The organism is Allobosea sp. BE125 (assembly GCF_031456075.1).
Lineage (GTDB): Bacteria > Pseudomonadota > Alphaproteobacteria > Rhizobiales > Beijerinckiaceae > Allobosea.
The window spans coordinates 112,700-126,999 of the sequence record NZ_JAVDTY010000009.1; the positions used below are offsets into that span (position 1 = coordinate 112,700).

General features: G+C 64.3%; 12 protein-coding genes. 6 read left to right on the forward strand and 6 right to left on the reverse strand.

The features are described 5' to 3' along the window. The first annotated feature begins 575 nt into the window (after positions 1 to 575). On the forward strand, positions 576 to 4,004 hold the full coding sequence (locus J2Y55_RS19925) for a DUF2339 domain-containing protein (protein ID WP_310157134.1): 3,429 nt from the start codon (positions 576 to 578) through the stop codon (positions 4,002 to 4,004). A 68-nt stretch (positions 4,005 to 4,072) separates the two neighbouring features. Here J2Y55_RS19925 and J2Y55_RS19930 read toward each other — a convergent pair whose 3' ends face one another. Then, positions 4,073 to 4,768, reverse strand: a complete 696-nt coding sequence (locus J2Y55_RS19930) for a DUF2161 domain-containing phosphodiesterase (protein WP_310157136.1) — start codon at positions 4,766 to 4,768, stop codon at positions 4,073 to 4,075. 186 nt (positions 4,769 to 4,954) lie between these two features. Beyond that, positions 4,955 to 5,503, reverse strand: coding sequence for a TetR/AcrR family transcriptional regulator (locus tag J2Y55_RS19935; protein ID WP_310157139.1), 549 nt, complete (start codon positions 5,501 to 5,503; stop codon positions 4,955 to 4,957). A gap of 211 nt (positions 5,504 to 5,714) precedes the next feature. On the opposite strand from J2Y55_RS19935, the gene J2Y55_RS19940 reads away from it, so the two are divergent. From J2Y55_RS19940 to J2Y55_RS19950, 3 genes are all read left to right on the forward strand, one after another. Then, a complete protein-coding gene (locus J2Y55_RS19940; RefSeq protein ID WP_310157141.1) occupies positions 5,715 to 6,548 on the forward strand; it encodes an oxidoreductase in 834 nt (277 codons plus the stop codon). A 61-nt stretch (positions 6,549 to 6,609) separates the two neighbouring features. Continuing rightward, positions 6,610 to 6,906, forward strand: coding sequence for a YciI family protein (locus tag J2Y55_RS19945; RefSeq protein ID WP_310157143.1), 297 nt, complete (start codon positions 6,610 to 6,612; stop codon positions 6,904 to 6,906). Positions 6,907 to 6,955: 49 nt separating this feature from the next. Then, positions 6,956 to 7,729, forward strand: a complete 774-nt coding sequence (locus J2Y55_RS19950) for an SDR family NAD(P)-dependent oxidoreductase (RefSeq protein ID WP_310157145.1) — start codon at positions 6,956 to 6,958, stop codon at positions 7,727 to 7,729. A gap of 64 nt (positions 7,730 to 7,793) precedes the next feature. Here the strand turns inward: J2Y55_RS19950 and J2Y55_RS19955 are convergent, their stop codons facing one another. Beyond that, complete coding sequence (locus tag J2Y55_RS19955; protein WP_310157148.1) at positions 7,794 to 8,813, reverse strand: glycosyltransferase family 2 protein; 1,020 nt, start codon at positions 8,811 to 8,813, stop codon at positions 7,794 to 7,796. Positions 8,814 to 8,951: 138 nt separating this feature from the next. Between J2Y55_RS19955 and J2Y55_RS19960 the strand changes: the two genes are divergently transcribed. Then, entirely contained in the window at positions 8,952 to 10,130 is a 1,179-nt protein-coding gene (locus J2Y55_RS19960) for a glycosyltransferase (RefSeq protein ID WP_310157151.1), read from the forward strand. A gap of 18 nt (positions 10,131 to 10,148) precedes the next feature. Here J2Y55_RS19960 and J2Y55_RS19965 read toward each other — a convergent pair whose 3' ends face one another. The 3 genes from J2Y55_RS19965 to J2Y55_RS19975 form a co-directional block, all read right to left on the reverse strand. Beyond that, positions 10,149 to 11,618 (reverse strand): mannose-1-phosphate guanylyltransferase/mannose-6-phosphate isomerase, encoded by a 1,470-nt coding sequence (locus J2Y55_RS19965; RefSeq protein ID WP_310157154.1) that lies wholly within the window; start codon positions 11,616 to 11,618, stop codon positions 10,149 to 10,151. Next, entirely contained in the window at positions 11,615 to 12,379 is a 765-nt protein-coding gene (locus J2Y55_RS19970; RefSeq protein WP_310157156.1) for a hypothetical protein, read from the reverse strand. The genes J2Y55_RS19965 and J2Y55_RS19970 overlap by 4 nt, the downstream gene beginning before the upstream one ends. Positions 12,380 to 12,490: 111 nt before the next feature. Then, complete coding sequence (locus tag J2Y55_RS19975) at positions 12,491 to 12,718, reverse strand: hypothetical protein (protein ID WP_310157159.1); 228 nt, start codon at positions 12,716 to 12,718, stop codon at positions 12,491 to 12,493. 177 nt (positions 12,719 to 12,895) lie between these two features. Here J2Y55_RS19975 and J2Y55_RS19980 point away from each other — a divergent pair, with 177 nt between their 5' ends. Beyond that, entirely contained in the window at positions 12,896 to 14,248 is a 1,353-nt protein-coding gene (locus tag J2Y55_RS19980; RefSeq protein ID WP_310157160.1) for a polysaccharide biosynthesis/export family protein, read from the forward strand. The last annotated feature ends 52 nt before the right edge of the window (positions 14,249 to 14,300 follow it).

The following is a 14,300-nucleotide window of genomic DNA, read 5'->3' on the forward strand; positions in this document are numbered from 1 at the left end:
GCGTCTCGAAGGGTGCTCCAGGAGGCTCCGGAACCATCTGGAGCATCCTTCGAGACGCCGCGTGCCGCGGCTCCTCAGGATGAGGGCTGGAGTTTCCAAATGGCCTCTAAGAGATCATGAGACCCGCTCCATTGGACACAGCCTGTGACGATACGTTATGCCATCAACCGTGGTCTGGCTGCGGTTGAGGATATGTTTTGGAAGCTCTGACCCTCCTCGGCTTCGTAATCATTGGCTTCCTCATCGCCGTCCCGTGGGCGGCCTTCTCTGCAAGCGGGCGAGCCAACAACGCCCTCGCACTTATTGCCAGGCAGCAGGCTGAAATCGACGATCTGCGATCGGCGGTAGCGGCGCTTCGCAGAGCCCTTGTGGAACATAGCCAGCCGGAAGCCGACAGCGAACGCGCTGCCACACAGTGGTCCGCTCACGATGCCGCTTCGCCCGCGGATGCTGTCGTTCAGGCTGAGACCACCCTGCCAGCGACGCCGGATAGTCCACCGGAACCCGTCACCGCTCCCCCGCCGCCGCTCGACGCATTTGAGGCGCCGTCGCCCCCTGTGGACGAGATCGCGCCGTTGGCCGAGGCGGCCCGCGATGCCGAGCTCGAGCCGGAGCTCTCGCCCCAGACCTTCGAGGCACAGGTCGAACCCTCGGCATCACCGCCTGCGGCTGTAATCGCGGAAGTGCCGGTGCCTGCGCCAGTTGCTCCACGCCGCGATTTCGAAGAGGCGATCGGCTCGCGTTGGGCGGTTTGGGTGGGCGGTATCGCACTCGCCTTTGGCGGGCTCTTCCTGGTTCGATACTCAATCGAGGCCGGAGTCTTTGGCCCTGGCGTGCGCCTGTTGATGGGCGCGGGTTTTTCGCTTCTCGCCGCAGCCGCCAGTGAATATCTGAGGCGCTCCGATCGGGTCCACGATCTCGGCCCAGTTTCCGCGGCATTCGGACGTTTGGGCGGCGCCAACATCCCCGGCGTTCTCGCCGGCGTCAGCGTGCTCAGCGGCTTCGGCGTCGTCTTTGCGGCGCATGCGATCTATGGCTTCATCGGGCCTGGTGTCGCCTTCGCGTTGATGGGGCTGATCGGCCTGGCCGCGCTTGCGGCATCTCTCGTCCATGGCCCAGTCCTTGGATTGTTCGGCCTCGTCGGCTCCTATGCCACGCCCATGCTGGTCGCCAGCACCGCGCCGAGCTACGCGTCGCTGGCCATCTTCATCGCCTTCGTCACGACGATCGCCTTCCTTCTGCATGCGCGGCGGCCGAGCCGGGTGGTCACGCTGGGCGCCGTTGCCGGACATGGCATCTGGACCCTGCTGATCGCACTGGCGGGTCACAATCCGGCATGGGCCTCCTTCCTGCTGATCGTCGGCGCGGTGCTGGCTCTTGTCCTGCTCAAGGAATGGCCCGCGCTCAGGGGCCGAGCAGCCCAGGGCGTTTGGACCGTTCTGGGCTTCGACGCGATCGGCCTCATCGCCATCGCCGTTCCGCTGGTTCTGTCCGGGGTCATATGGACAGCCGATGGTGGTCCCGCACCGCTGCACGCAGCCATTCTGATATCGGTGCTGGTCGCAGCGCTCTCATCTGCGCGGCACCGTGACCTTGCGCCGCTGGCGCCTCTGGCTGCGGCCGCGGCGGCGGGAATGGTCTTGCTCTGGCCGAGCCGGGAGGCCGCTTTCGGCATCTCGCCGCACCTCATCCTCGATCTCATCAGGCTGAGTTTCACGGGCAATGCCGGTCCGGGAATCGGCTGGACCGCTGCCTTGCTCGCTGCGCTCGTCGCGGGGCTTCCCTTCTATGCCCTGCTGACGCGCCAGGGCTCCGGCGCAGGCGGATTCATCATCCGCAGCTGCCTTGCCTTCGCCTCCGCGCTCGGACCGATCTGTTTGCTGCTGGCGGCAGCTCTGCGCAGCAACGGCTTTGAGCGCTCGACCGGCTTCGCTGTGCTCGCGCTCTTGCTGTCGCTGGCGCTGTTTGGCGCTTCGGAAATGTTGCTGCCCGTCGAACGGCGCAACACGCGGTCGCGGACCAACCCGCTCGCACTCATCGGCTCGGCCGCCTATGCCGCCGGCGGCGCGATAGCGCTCGGCATGGCCGTCGCCTTTGCGCTGCGCGAGACCTGGCTTGTGGTCGGGCTGGCCATCGCCGCGGCAGGCGTTGCCATCATCGCCAGCCTGCGCCCGATCCCGTTATTGCGCAGCATGTCGGCCGCTTTGGCGACGGCCGCATTCGCGCGCCTGGTCTGGCAGCCGATCGTCACCGAGATGGGCTCCTGGCCCATCGTCAACTGGGTGATCCCTGCCTATGCCGGCCCGGCGCTGTGCTTTGCTGTTGGCGCGCTCGCGCTGCGCGCAAAGCAGGACCGACCCCGCAGCGTGCACGAGGCTTTGGCCGTCGTCTTCGGTGCGGCCTTCGTCTTGCTCGAGATCCGGCAGTTCTTCGCCGAGCCGGACCTCGTGCCGAACAGCACGCTGATCGCAGGCCATTATCTGGGGGAACCACGAAACAGGCTCTTCGAGGAAGCCGTGACGCATGTCGTGGCGATCGGCCTCATCGGGGCAGGGTTGCAACGCCTTGCTCGCCGCCTGGCCGGGCGCATCTTCGGCCCGGCTGCAGACATCGCTGCGGCCGCCCTGATCGTGCTCAGCCTCGGCGGGCTTTGTGGCCTGCTCAATCCGCTCTTCGATGGCACGCAGGTGCTCGGGCCGCCAATCTTCAATCGGCTCATGCTCTATGTGCTGGCCGGCCTATCTCTGGGCGTGCTGGGTTTCGGGCTCGATCGACATGAAGCACGCTCGCGCGTCGGCGAAAGTTTGACGGCCTGTGCGGCCGTACTGGTGTCACTCGGTGCCATCCTCATCGTCCGGCACGCCTTTGCGGGCCCGCAAATGGCTCCGCGATCCGTTGAGACCGTCGGCTTCGTCGAGGCGGTCATCGTGACGCTCGTGCTGCTCGCCCTGACTGCGGGCGCGCGGATCTGGCACACAGCCGCAAGCAATCGCGTGACCGACTATGCGATGCGCGCGCTGGCCGTCCTGGCGATCGGATGGGCGATACTTGCGCTCGGTATCGTGCGCAATCCGATGATCGATCACAGCGGCGTCTCCGGCCCAGTCATCTTCAATCGGATCCTATGGGGATATGGCGCAGCAACCCTTGCCTTCGCCGGCCTGGCCTTCTGGACGCGCTCCGCCCGTCCAGCAATCAGTCAGGCCTTCGCCAAGACCGCAATCGGCGGGGCGGTTCTGTGCGCTTTCCTGCTTCTGAGACATGGCTTCCACGGGCCGCTGCTCGTCTCCGAGGTGCCGGTGACGCTGGCCGAAGCCGGCTGGTACGCGTCGCTCGGCTTCATCGCGGCCATTGCCGTCATGATCGCCGGTTCGGTCAGGGTGTTCGGTCGCCCTGTCCTGGTACGCGCGGAAAGCGCGGCTCTTGCCTCCAGCATCGCCTTCGGTCTTCTCTCGGGACTGCTCGCCAATCCGCTCCTGACGGAGGTGCCATTGGCCGGGCCGATCATCCTCGACAACGCCTTGGTCGGCTATCTCATGCCCTCGCTTCTCGCCTTTGCCGCAGCGCGCTGGACAGGCGAGTACATCACAGCCCCGCTGGCCAGGCGCATCTTTGGCGCAGCAGCGATCACAGGTGGCCTGATCTATGTGCTGATCGAGGTGCGGCGCTGGTTCGTCGGCCCCGACCTGCTGGTCGATGGTGGAAGCGCAACCGAACTCTACGCCTACTCGGCGGCGCTCCTGCTCTATGGTGTCGCCCTGCTGGCGCTCGGCTTCCGGCTGCAATCGAAAGACCTCAGGCTGGCCTCCCTTGCCGTCGTCACGGTCGCGATCTGCAAAGCCTTCCTCGTCGATATGTCGGGATTGGAAGGCCTCTTGAGGGCGTTGTCCTTCATCGGCCTGGGAGCCTGCCTCGTCGGGATCGGGCTCGCCTATCAGCGCCTCCTGCGGCGCGAATTTGCGCAGCAGGAGAAGGTTACAGGCGACGCCTCCGTCTCACCATAACCTTGGGAGCTTCGGAGCAGACGCGGCGTTGCACGCCGAAAGGAGACCGTCCGCGCCGTTTCTAAAATCTAGAGAGACGCATCCATGGCCGGGGCTTCATGCTTTCGCTCGATCGCCGATGGCGGCCACTTCAGCAGCGCGGCGCGGCCGGCCTCCGTCAGCGCGTAGACCCCGCGATCGGCGCGTTCGAACCAGCCATAGACATTGCGATGCAGGATCTTCTGGGCGTCCGGGCAGGCTGGCTTGAGATCGCGCGGCCGCAGCGGCGTTGCCATCATCGCCGCGGCGCAGGCAAGCGCCTGTTGCCGATAGGCGGTCATGATCGGCATTTTCGTGCCGCCGCCTGCGACCGGATCGCCCTGGCGCCGTTTGTGCTCCTCGACGAGCTTCGAGCGGCGCTTGGGATCCTTGCGCGGCGTCGGCGCCGCCGGGGAGACCAGCACATCGACGCGCCCGGATGAGGCGACACCGAGCAGCCCGAAGCCCAGGCGCCGGCACAGGTTGCGGTACCTGGCATCGCTCTCGCGCCCCTTGCCCCTGGCCGACAGGCGGGCGGCCAGCCAGATCTCGTCGCCGACGCTCATCCGGTCCACGCCTTGCAGGACAAGCTCGAGATTGAAGCTCAGCTTCAACTCGCCGATCACGACGACAGACGGGTCTCCCTGCTTGAGCCCGACAAGGTCGCATCGCCCGATCTCGCCCTTCACGGCATAGCCGAGGTTTTCGAGAAAGCGCTTGACCGGCAAATAAAGGGTCGTCTCCAACGCGAAATCTCCGGATGCAGCCAAACGCCACTCCCGGAATCGGCTTTCAGGAGAGGGGCTGCTGCCGCGACTATGCGGCGGCAGTCGTTTCGGAATGACAAATGGCCCTGGATGCGGGCTCTCAATAGGTTGCCCGGGGGCGGGGGAAACGCATCGGCGGCATTTCGAGCGGCTCGGCAGCGCCGTTCATGCAGGCGTCGGTGTCGGGTGGCGCTTCACGATGTCATTCGAGACCGTGTCGATGATCTCGCCGGAAAGCGCCGGATCCGGCACGGCGCGGGAGAGCACGACCGATCCGATCATCTCGGCAAGAACGGCGATCGCTGTACTGCGCTTGGCGGCCGGGTCGTTTCCTGGCACGAGCCTGGTGAGAAGCGCGATATAGTTGCTGACGATACTGCCGAAGACCGCCCCCAGCGCCGGGTCGTCGTGCCGTGCCGCGTCGCCAGCCAGCGAGGCGAGGCTGCAGCCGTGCCCCGGATCATCCCTGTGATCGTTCGAGACGTAGTGGCGCACGAGCGTCCGCAGCGGATCATCGCTGGCAGCAATGCGGCGCGCCAGATCCGCGCTCATATCGTCATAGGCCCGCTTGACCGCCTGAACGACGAGGTCGTCCTTCGACTTGAACTGCCGATAGAAGCCTCCGGGGGTGAGTCCGGCCGCCTTCATCAGGTCGGCAAGGCCAATCCCGTCGATCCCTCTTTCGCGGAACAGCTTTGCGGCGGTGTCGATCACGCGCTCGCGATTCTGCTCGACCGTTTCCTTGCTCACCTTCACGTCCGCACTCCTCGTCGATGGTGCCGGTCACATATCGGAGCGGGGGGCCTGTTTTCGCCAGGCCTCGCTGTCCGCCCGAAATTGGCGCTTGACAATGATTATGATCATAATCATACACGATTAATGATTACGAGCGTAATCATTAATTTCGCTGACGAGGGAATATGGGATGACACAGGGTCAATCGCGCGCGGCGGGTGAAAAGGTCGCGCTGATCACAGGCGCCTCGGGGGGCATCGGGCTTGCGGCCGGGGTCGCGCTCATCCGCGCGGGGTATCGGGTCTTCGGCACCAGCCGTCAGGCAGCGCCCAATGAGGTGCGCCAGGGCATTCACATGCTGCGCTGCGACGTCACCGACGACGAGTCGGTCAAGCTGGTCGTCAAGGAGGTCATCGGGCTTGCAGGCCGGATCGACGTGCTCGTCAACAATGCGGGCCGCAGCCTGATCGGCGCCGCCGAGGAATCGTCGATCGGCCAGGCCCAGAGTCTGTTCGACATCAATGTCTACGGCATCCTCCGCACGACCAAGCAGGTGCTGCCGATCATGCGCAAGCAGGGCAAGGGCCGGATCATCAATATCAGTTCGGTGGCCGGGTTCCTGCCGGGCCCCTATACGGCGCTCTACAACGCCACCAAACACGCCGTCGAAGGCTATTCCGAGTCGCTCGATCACGAGCTTCGTACGTTTGGAATCCGCGTTTCCCTGATCGAGCCCGTCTTTACCCGCACGGCGCTGGGCGATCACGGAGATCAGCCGGACCAGGTTCTGAGCGTCTACGACAAGGGCCGCGCGGCAGCGAATGAGACCTGGCGCAACGGCATCGCGAATGGCGACCCGGTGGAAGCCGTGGCGGAGAAAGTGGTGCTGGCCGCCACCGAGAAAGAGCCGAGCATTCGGTACACGCCCGGGACAATGGCGGGCCGTCTGCGCCTCATGCGGCGCTTCATCCCCGAGAAGATGTTCGAGAAGAGCTTCCGCAAGCAGATGGGCGTGATCGATTGAGCCCTCAAATCGCGGCACGGCCAAGCAAACGGGCATGTCCCATTCGCTGAGGAGCGAAACAATGAAATACTACCTCTGCAAGTATATTCCGCCCCGTGCGGACTTTCTGGCGACGATGACCACCGATGAGAAAGACTGGATGAAGCAGCACGGGGCCTTCCTGGATGCGCTGCTCGAAAAGGGCCAGATCGTCGCGCACGGCCCCGTAATGGACCCGACTGGTGGCTACGGGGTGTCGCTCTACCGGATCGCCGATGACCTGGAGATCGAGACGATCACCTCGGAAGACCCCATCGTCAGGAATGGCGCCGGTCACTACGAGCATCATCCAATGCTTCATCTGAAGGCGCGCGGCTGACCTCTCGCCTCAGCCCCTTTTTTCGCAACATCGACCCAAGAGACCATCCATGACGACAGCACTCGTTACTGGCGCTTCAAGCGGCATCGGCGCAGTCTATGCACGCCGCCTGGCCGCACGCGGCCACGACCTTGTCATCGTCGCTCGCGCGACCGACAGGCTCAACGCTCTTGCAACCGAATTGCGCAATGCACATGGCGTTGCGATCGAGGTCATCACGGCCGACCTGATCGACTGTGCGCAACGCGAACCGGTCCTCCAGCGTCTCCGTTCCGATCCGCCGATCGACATTCTCGTCAACAATGCCGGCGCCGGCCTGATCGGCGACTTTGCGACGGCCGATCCCGCGGAGATGGACAAGCTGCTGCGGCTGAACGTCCTCGTGCCGACCTTGCTCGCCTCTGCCGCCATCGGCGGCATGGTCGAACGGGGCAATGGCGCGATCATCAATATCGCATCCGTGCTGGCTCTGCTTCCGGAATACTCACGCGGCATCTATCCGGCGACGAAGTCCTATCTGATGACGCTATCGCAAGGGCTCGCCGCCGAAATGGCGTCGAAGGGCGTCTATGTGCAGGCCGTGCTGCCCGCGGCGACACGCACGGAAATTTACGAACGAGCCGGTGGCGACATCAGCAAGGTTCCCGACCTCATGGAGGTTGAGGATCTCGTCGATGCGGCTCTGGTCGGCTTCGATCGTCGGGAACTGGTCACGATTCCGCCCGTGCCTGACGCCGCGGCATGGGAAGCCTTCGAGCAGGCACGCGGCATCTTGGCGTCAGGCTTCAGCAACGCCAAACCGGCCGCGCGCTATCGAGGTTGAACCCCCAGGACTGTCCATTCCCGGGCAATCTCCCAATGTCCGCGATTTTGGCGCAGAGCTGACCTCAATTGCCAATACCGATCAGCGTCTTCGTGAGCGCGCCAACTGACCGCTGCTCGGGGCGGTAGCGGATGTCGATGAGATGGCGAGACATGCTGACGGGTAGAACGGCGACGAGGATATGAAACAGCGAGAGCACGAGTTTTTTGGGCAGTGAGAAGTATTCTCGAGAGACGACCCCGATCAAACGGGGCAGCTGAAAATACCGATTGGCCTCTCCCTTGATCGAGGCAAGGATCAGCTTCTTCTCCAGATAAAAGAACGTTCGCTTGACATCGAGTTGCCGCGATTTCGAATCCTTGGGCATGATCATGTTGAGATGGTCGATCAGGTGCTCGAAGCGCTTCATATGCTGTTCGATCTTATCAGTGTCGATCGTGCGCCCCACGCCCGACATGTTGCGGGTGTGGACACGGTAGAGCCCGAGCTCCACCGGGAGGGATACGATCTCGCCGAAGAAGGGGGCGGCGAGAATGATGATCCCGTCGACTGCATCGTCATAATCGGCGTCGCGCAGCAATTCGCAGAGATCGCGCCTGAACACGTTCCCGGAGGTCGGCGGGCTGACATAGACGCCTGTCCTGCGAACACGCTCCCTGAGGTTGCCGGGCTCGCGAATGAGCTCGGGTTCAGGAACCGCGGAGCCCAGGGAGGCGTTGCCGCCGTCGACACGGCTCAGGCAGAATTGCACCTTTGCGACCGACGGTTGCAGATGTGGGACGATCGCATCGAGCGCACCCGGAACGAGTTCGTCGTCGGCGTCGAGGAACAACACGAATGGCGCCGTCGTCTGGTCGAGACCAAAGGCGCAGGCCCGGCGCTGGCCGCTGTTCTCGATCCGGTAGGCGGTGACCCCCGTCCGGCTGATCACCTCCCATGAGGCGTCCGTCGAGCCGTCATCTATGACGACGAGTTCGCAATCGCTGCGGTTCTGCGCAACGACGCTGCGGATCGCGCGCTCGACATATTCGGCGTAGTTGTAGCAGTTGATTATCACCGCGATCTTGAACATCGAGCCGGTCATGCGCCGCTCCGCTAAAGCTTCGATCCCGGCGCCGTTCGCAGCAGTGGCATGGTGCGCGCCACCCGACGTCAAGCATCGCTTGGCGCAGACATTGCAAGAGCTGTACCGCAGAGCTGACCAGCTTGCAGGCTTGGGGTGATGGCGATCGGGAGCGCGATGTCGGGCAGGAAGACCAGGCTTCTCTACATCGTTCCGCCGACCCGTTCGTTCGCGGGTATTGAGCGCGTCACCGACTCGATTTGCTCGGCATTGGCCAGCAACTATGAGCAGGATCTCGAGGTCTCCGTCCTCTACACCTCGCCCTTCGAGCAGATCATTGGCCAGCAGCGTCCATACGACGTCATTCTGAGTTTCTCCAAGGGACGGCTCGATCTGCTGCGACGGGTCCGGCGAACGGTCGCCAATGGACAATTCGACCTCGTGATCGTGCCGCAGGTCGAGCCGACGGCGGTGTTCTGGCTCTGCTGCCTCGGCATCCGGCGCCGCTTCATCCTCTATCTCCACGGAAATCCCAGGCTCGAGCGTCGCTCGCTCAAGGCGAGCCTGCTGTTCGAGGCGATGCGATACCTGGTGCTGCCGCGGCTCGCGCGCATCTTCGGCACGTCGCCGCGCCAGCTCGAAGCGTTCCGGGCCGACTATCCCAGTCGAATCGAGCATGTCTGGGTGCCCAATCCGGTGCGCTCGTTTGACGTGCCGGTCCCGGCGCTGAAGCCAGCCCTGGACGGTCCGGTCCGCTTCGTCACGGTCGGCCGCTTCGCTTACCAGAAGGGCTACGACATCCTGCTGCGCGTCTTCGCCGCCTTCTGCAAGGAACGCGAGGGCGCCGAGCTCGTCCTCGTCGGCTATGGCGAAGAGGAGCCGACGATCCGTGCCTTGATCGACGAGCTCGACCTCGCCGGTAAAGTGACGATCGAACATCACCCCGACAGCCCGGCGATCCCGCTCTCGCGCAGCGACATCTATCTCTCGGGCGCGCGCTGGGAGGGCTGGTCGCTCGCCATTTGCGAGGCGCTGCGGTTCGGGCTGCCTGTGATCGCCTTCGACTGCGAGTTCGGGCCGAGCGACATCATTATCGATGAGCGGATCGGCCGTCTCGTCGCGCTGGGGGATATGGCTGGCTTCGTCGCCGCGATGGTGTACTACCGCGACCATGCCGTGTCCGAGCGCCGCCATGCGCAGTATCGGGCCGACTACATCAATCGCTTTAGTCTCGACAAGGTCGTGCATGCGCATGCACGAGCCCTGCTCGCGGCCGCCGGGCGCGTCGAGCAGCCGCCGCTCGACACGGTGAACGCCGAACTCGCCGGAGCATCCTGAAGACGGAGCGGTTGCTGCTCACACCCGGCGATAGATGTCCTCGTAGCGAACGATGTCGTCCTCGCCAAGATAAGAGCCGGACTGCACCTCGATGATCTCGAGCAGGATCTTGCCAGGGTTGGCCATCCGGTGGACGCAGCCGATCGGCAGATAGATCGACTCGTTCTCGTGCACGAGGATGGTCTCGTCGTCGCGCGTCACCTCCGCGATGCCGCGGACCACGACCCAATGCTCCGCACGATGGTGATGGCTTTGCAGGGACAGCTTCTGGCCGGGATCGACGACGATGCGCTTGACCTGGAAACGAGCGCCGAGATCGAGCGTCTGATAATAGCCCCATGGCCGATAGACCCGCCGGGAGCTGACAACGGCCGGATGCCCGTCGGCCTTGAGCCGCTCGAAGGCGCCCTTGACCTCTTCGGCGCGATCGCGCTTCGTCACCATCACCGCATCGTTCTCGACGATGACAACGGCGTCCTCGATGCCGACCAGCACGGTGAGCGGGCCGCTGCTCTGGACATAGCAATTGCGGCTGTCGACGAATTCGACATTCTCTCCGCCGACATTGCCGGTCTCGTCTCGCGCCGAAGCCTCCCAGACGCTCGACCAGCTGCCGACATCCGACCAACCGAAAGAAGCGGGCACGACACTTGCCAGGTCGGTCCGCTCCATCAGGGCGTAGTCGATCGACTTGCGCGGCGCGGCGCCGAAACGCTCGGCGTCGAGGCGATGGAAGCCGATATCCTCGCGCGCTTCCGCCACCGCTGCTATCGCCGCACTCGCCATGGCCGGCTCGTGCTTGGCGAGTGCGGTCATGAAGCTGTCGGCGCGGAACACGAACATCCCGCTGTTCCAGAGATAGCCTTCGTCGAGATAGCGCGCCGCTGTTGTTGCATCAGGCTTCTCGACGAAGCTCACCACCTTGCGGGCGCCGTCGCTGCCCGGTTCCGGCCGGATGTAGCCATAACCCGTAGCGGGCTTGTCGGGGACGATGCCGAACGTCACGATCCGGCCCTGGGTGGCAGCTGCTGCGGCAGTCTCGACGGTGGCGCGAAACGCCGTGAGGTCACCGATCAAATGGTCGGAAGCGAGCACGAGCACGAGCGCGTCTGGATCTCGCTTCTGGACGAAACTGACGGCGGCCGCGATCGCGGGCCCGGAATCGCGGCGTGCCGGCTCGAGCAGGATCTCGCCGGTCATCCCGACCTGCTTCATCTGGCTCATCACAAGGAAGCGGAAATCATCATGGGTGACGATCACCGGGGCGCGAAACAGCGGGTGCCGGATTCGGCCGAGCGTCTTCTGGAACAGCGATTCCTCGCCAAGCAGTGAGATGAACTGTTTCGGAAAAGCTTCCCGCGAGGCGGGCCAAAGGCGCGATCCTGCTCCGCCGCAGAGCACGATGGGCACAATCGTATTGGCGATATTCACGACAGTGGAGGGGGCGGCGGCGGCTATCGACGCCTGCGTAAGGGGGGTGAGCTTCACAAGGCCCTCACAGATGGTTTGAGCCGCTCCAGACCAGAGACGAGCAGCAGGCCGAGGCCAAGTCCAACGGCCTTGACCAGGACGTCGTGCAAGGTGCCGTGGCGCGACGGTACCCAGGCCTGGGCAAACTCCAGCGTGACGACCGCGGCAAGACCGATGGTGAAGATCGCAATCCGTTGCCGAGGATAGCCGAGTGCGAACGCCGCCGCAGCGGCCAGGAAGGCAAGGCTGCGCTCGACATCGGGCATCAGCCACGGCACCGATGGCCGCTGCTCGATGCCGGACACCGTCGCATAGACGATGACGGTCAGGAGCATCCAGGCGGCGAAGCGGGAAAGACGCCTGATCACCGCCATCCGCGCCCGCACCACGCGCAGGAACCACGTCAACAATCCGCCCGAACCTGCCCACTGGCGTAACGCGCCGCCAACGCCCGAAGCCTCGATCTCGACGCGCCAGGCGGCGAGCATCGAGCTTTGCGCCTGCAATTGTTCGAGCCGGTGGAAGGCCGCCATCATCTGCGCCTCTGCCTCGACCAGATTGGCCTCGTCGGCCGGCTCACGGTCAAAATAGATGCCGTCCTCATTGCCCATGAGCGCTGCCGCGCGGGTGCGGGCCTCGTCGAGCCGGCCTGATAGCCCGGTGCGTTCGCCTTCGATCCCGGCAAGGGCCTGCCCGAGATGCCGGTACAGCGGTCCGAGCCTGTCGAGATCCGTCTGGCGGTCTCGATGCGAACTACGAAACCGCTCCGGAAGCATCATTGCCCCGTCTCCCATAGCAATGGCGGGCGGCGGTCCAAAGCGCGATTGCGCCCGCCACCCTTGCGGGGATGATCAGCAATTCATGTGCCAGACAATCGGTCGCGCGGCCGATCAGCGCCGCGGGCGGGGCCCGAGGATATCGAGGACGCCGCGCGGCCGTTGCTCGTCGCTCGTCGCGGCCCGAGACCTGAGGGCGGTTAGAACGACGGCCAAAACAGCGACGATCGCGCTGGCGACAACGGCGGTGGCGATCAACGCAACCAGCAAGCCGTGGGCCCACGTCAGCCAGAGGGTCAGTGCCCCGCTGGCAAGGGCCGCCAGGAATAAGACGATCAGCATTACTCGTGCTTTCGCGGCTCGCTATCGGCCAGTGACTATAGCTTCGCTCCTCTGCCCGCGAAAGGCTTCAGGGGCGCAAGGGATATCCATGAGACTGCGCCGTCATGGTTAAGGGCGCGCTAACGCTCCGCGCTGAACTGGCAAAGGATTTGCTAGGGAGCAGTCGAAGTCTCTGCAGTGGAGTGTTTCGTGAGACATCTCACCCTCCCTAACCGTTTTTTGGTGAAGTGCGCCCGAGCCTCTGGCCGAGCGCTCGCGCTGCTGGTTGCGGCGTTGCCTCTGGTTTTCGCCACCGGCGGCGACCTGCAAGTCAGCGCGAGCGAGTTCGAATACCGTGTCGCCGCGCAGGATCGGCTGAAGATCAAGGTCTCGGAATGGAGGCCGAACTCACGCGAGCTTTTCGAATGGTCGGCGCTCAGCGGCGAGTTCGCCGTCAGTTCGACCGGCATGCTCTCGCTGCCTGTCGTGGGTACTTTTTCGGTTGATGGAAAGGCGCCCGCCGAGATCGCAGCGCTGATATCGGAACGGCTGAAGGGCACCGCCGGGCTTGTGAATGCGCCGGCGGCAGCCGTCGAGATCGCGCAGTACCGGCCGATCTATGTGGTCGGGGCGGTCGAGAAGCCCGGGGAATACGCCTTCCGACCGACGATGACTGCGCTGCAGGCGGTCGCCATTGCCGGCGGATTCCAGCGCCTGGAGCTCGCTCTTGGCCGCTTCGAGCGCGAGACGATCATCGCTGAGGGTGAAATCAATGTGCAGCAGACACAATTGCTCGCCTTGCAAGTGCGTCGCGACAGACTTCTGGCAGAGGCACGCAAGGCTGAGGCGATCACCTTCTCGGATGACATCCGCCGGGGTTTGAACGATGGCGCCGCTCAGGCGATGCGCGAGGAAAATGCGTTGTTCGCCTCGCGTCGCAAGGCCGCCCGGTCACAGGGTGAACTCCTGCAGCAAATGCGCTCCCTGCTTGAAGAGGAGTCGCGCATGCTCGACGCCAAGGCCGTGACGCAGCAGCGTCAGCAGGATCTCATTCGGCGAGAACTCAACAATATCAACAGTCTGGTCAGCAAGGGGCTGGCGGTGAGCCCGCGCCAGCTCGCCGTCGAACAGAATCTCGCGCAATCCGAGAGTCAGGCGCTTGACCTGATGCTCGCAACGGCCAGGGCAAAACAGGAGATCAGCCGGATCGACCGGACGCTGTCCGATCTCGAGAACCAGCGGGAGATCGATATCGGGCGCGAATTGCGCGAAACGCAACTGTCACTCAGGCAGACCGATGACAGGATCATCGCGCTGCGCGCGCTGATCCAAGAATCGACCACGCTCGCGCCGAAATTGCAGAACCAGCAGGCGAAGCAGCTCGCGCGCATGCGCTTCAGCGTTCAGCGACGCGAAGGTGGCGCGATCAACGAAATCGCGATCGAGGAAACGTCGCCCATCCTGCCCGGAGACATCGTCAGGGTGGAGCGGGCCTCGCTGCAATCGATCATCTCGTCGCTACCGCCGACCGCGGCGGGTGCGCAGAACTAGCGTATCGCGGACATCACCAGCCGATCTGTGATCGGCTGCCCCCGGGCTCCCG

Bases quoted from the DNA above. Each gene is read 5' to 3' on its own strand.
- J2Y55_RS19945 (WP_310157143.1), top strand. From the start codon at position 6,610: ATGAAATACTACCTCTGCAAGTATATTCCGCCCCGTGCGGACTTTCTG.
- J2Y55_RS19960 (WP_310157151.1), top strand. From the start codon at position 8,952: ATGGCGATCGGGAGCGCGATGTCGGGCAGGAAGACCAGGCTTCTCTAC.
- J2Y55_RS19975 (WP_310157159.1), bottom strand. From the start codon at position 12,718: ATGCTGATCGTCTTATTCCTGGCGGCCCTTGCCAGCGGGGCACTGACC.
- J2Y55_RS19955 (WP_310157148.1), bottom strand. From the start codon at position 8,813: ATGACCGGCTCGATGTTCAAGATCGCGGTGATAATCAACTGCTACAAC.
- J2Y55_RS19950 (WP_310157145.1), top strand. From the start codon at position 6,956: ATGACGACAGCACTCGTTACTGGCGCTTCAAGCGGCATCGGCGCAGTC.
- J2Y55_RS19940 (WP_310157141.1), top strand. From the start codon at position 5,715: ATGACACAGGGTCAATCGCGCGCGGCGGGTGAAAAGGTCGCGCTGATC.
- J2Y55_RS19970 (WP_310157156.1), bottom strand. From the start codon at position 12,379: ATGATGCTTCCGGAGCGGTTTCGTAGTTCGCATCGAGACCGCCAGACG.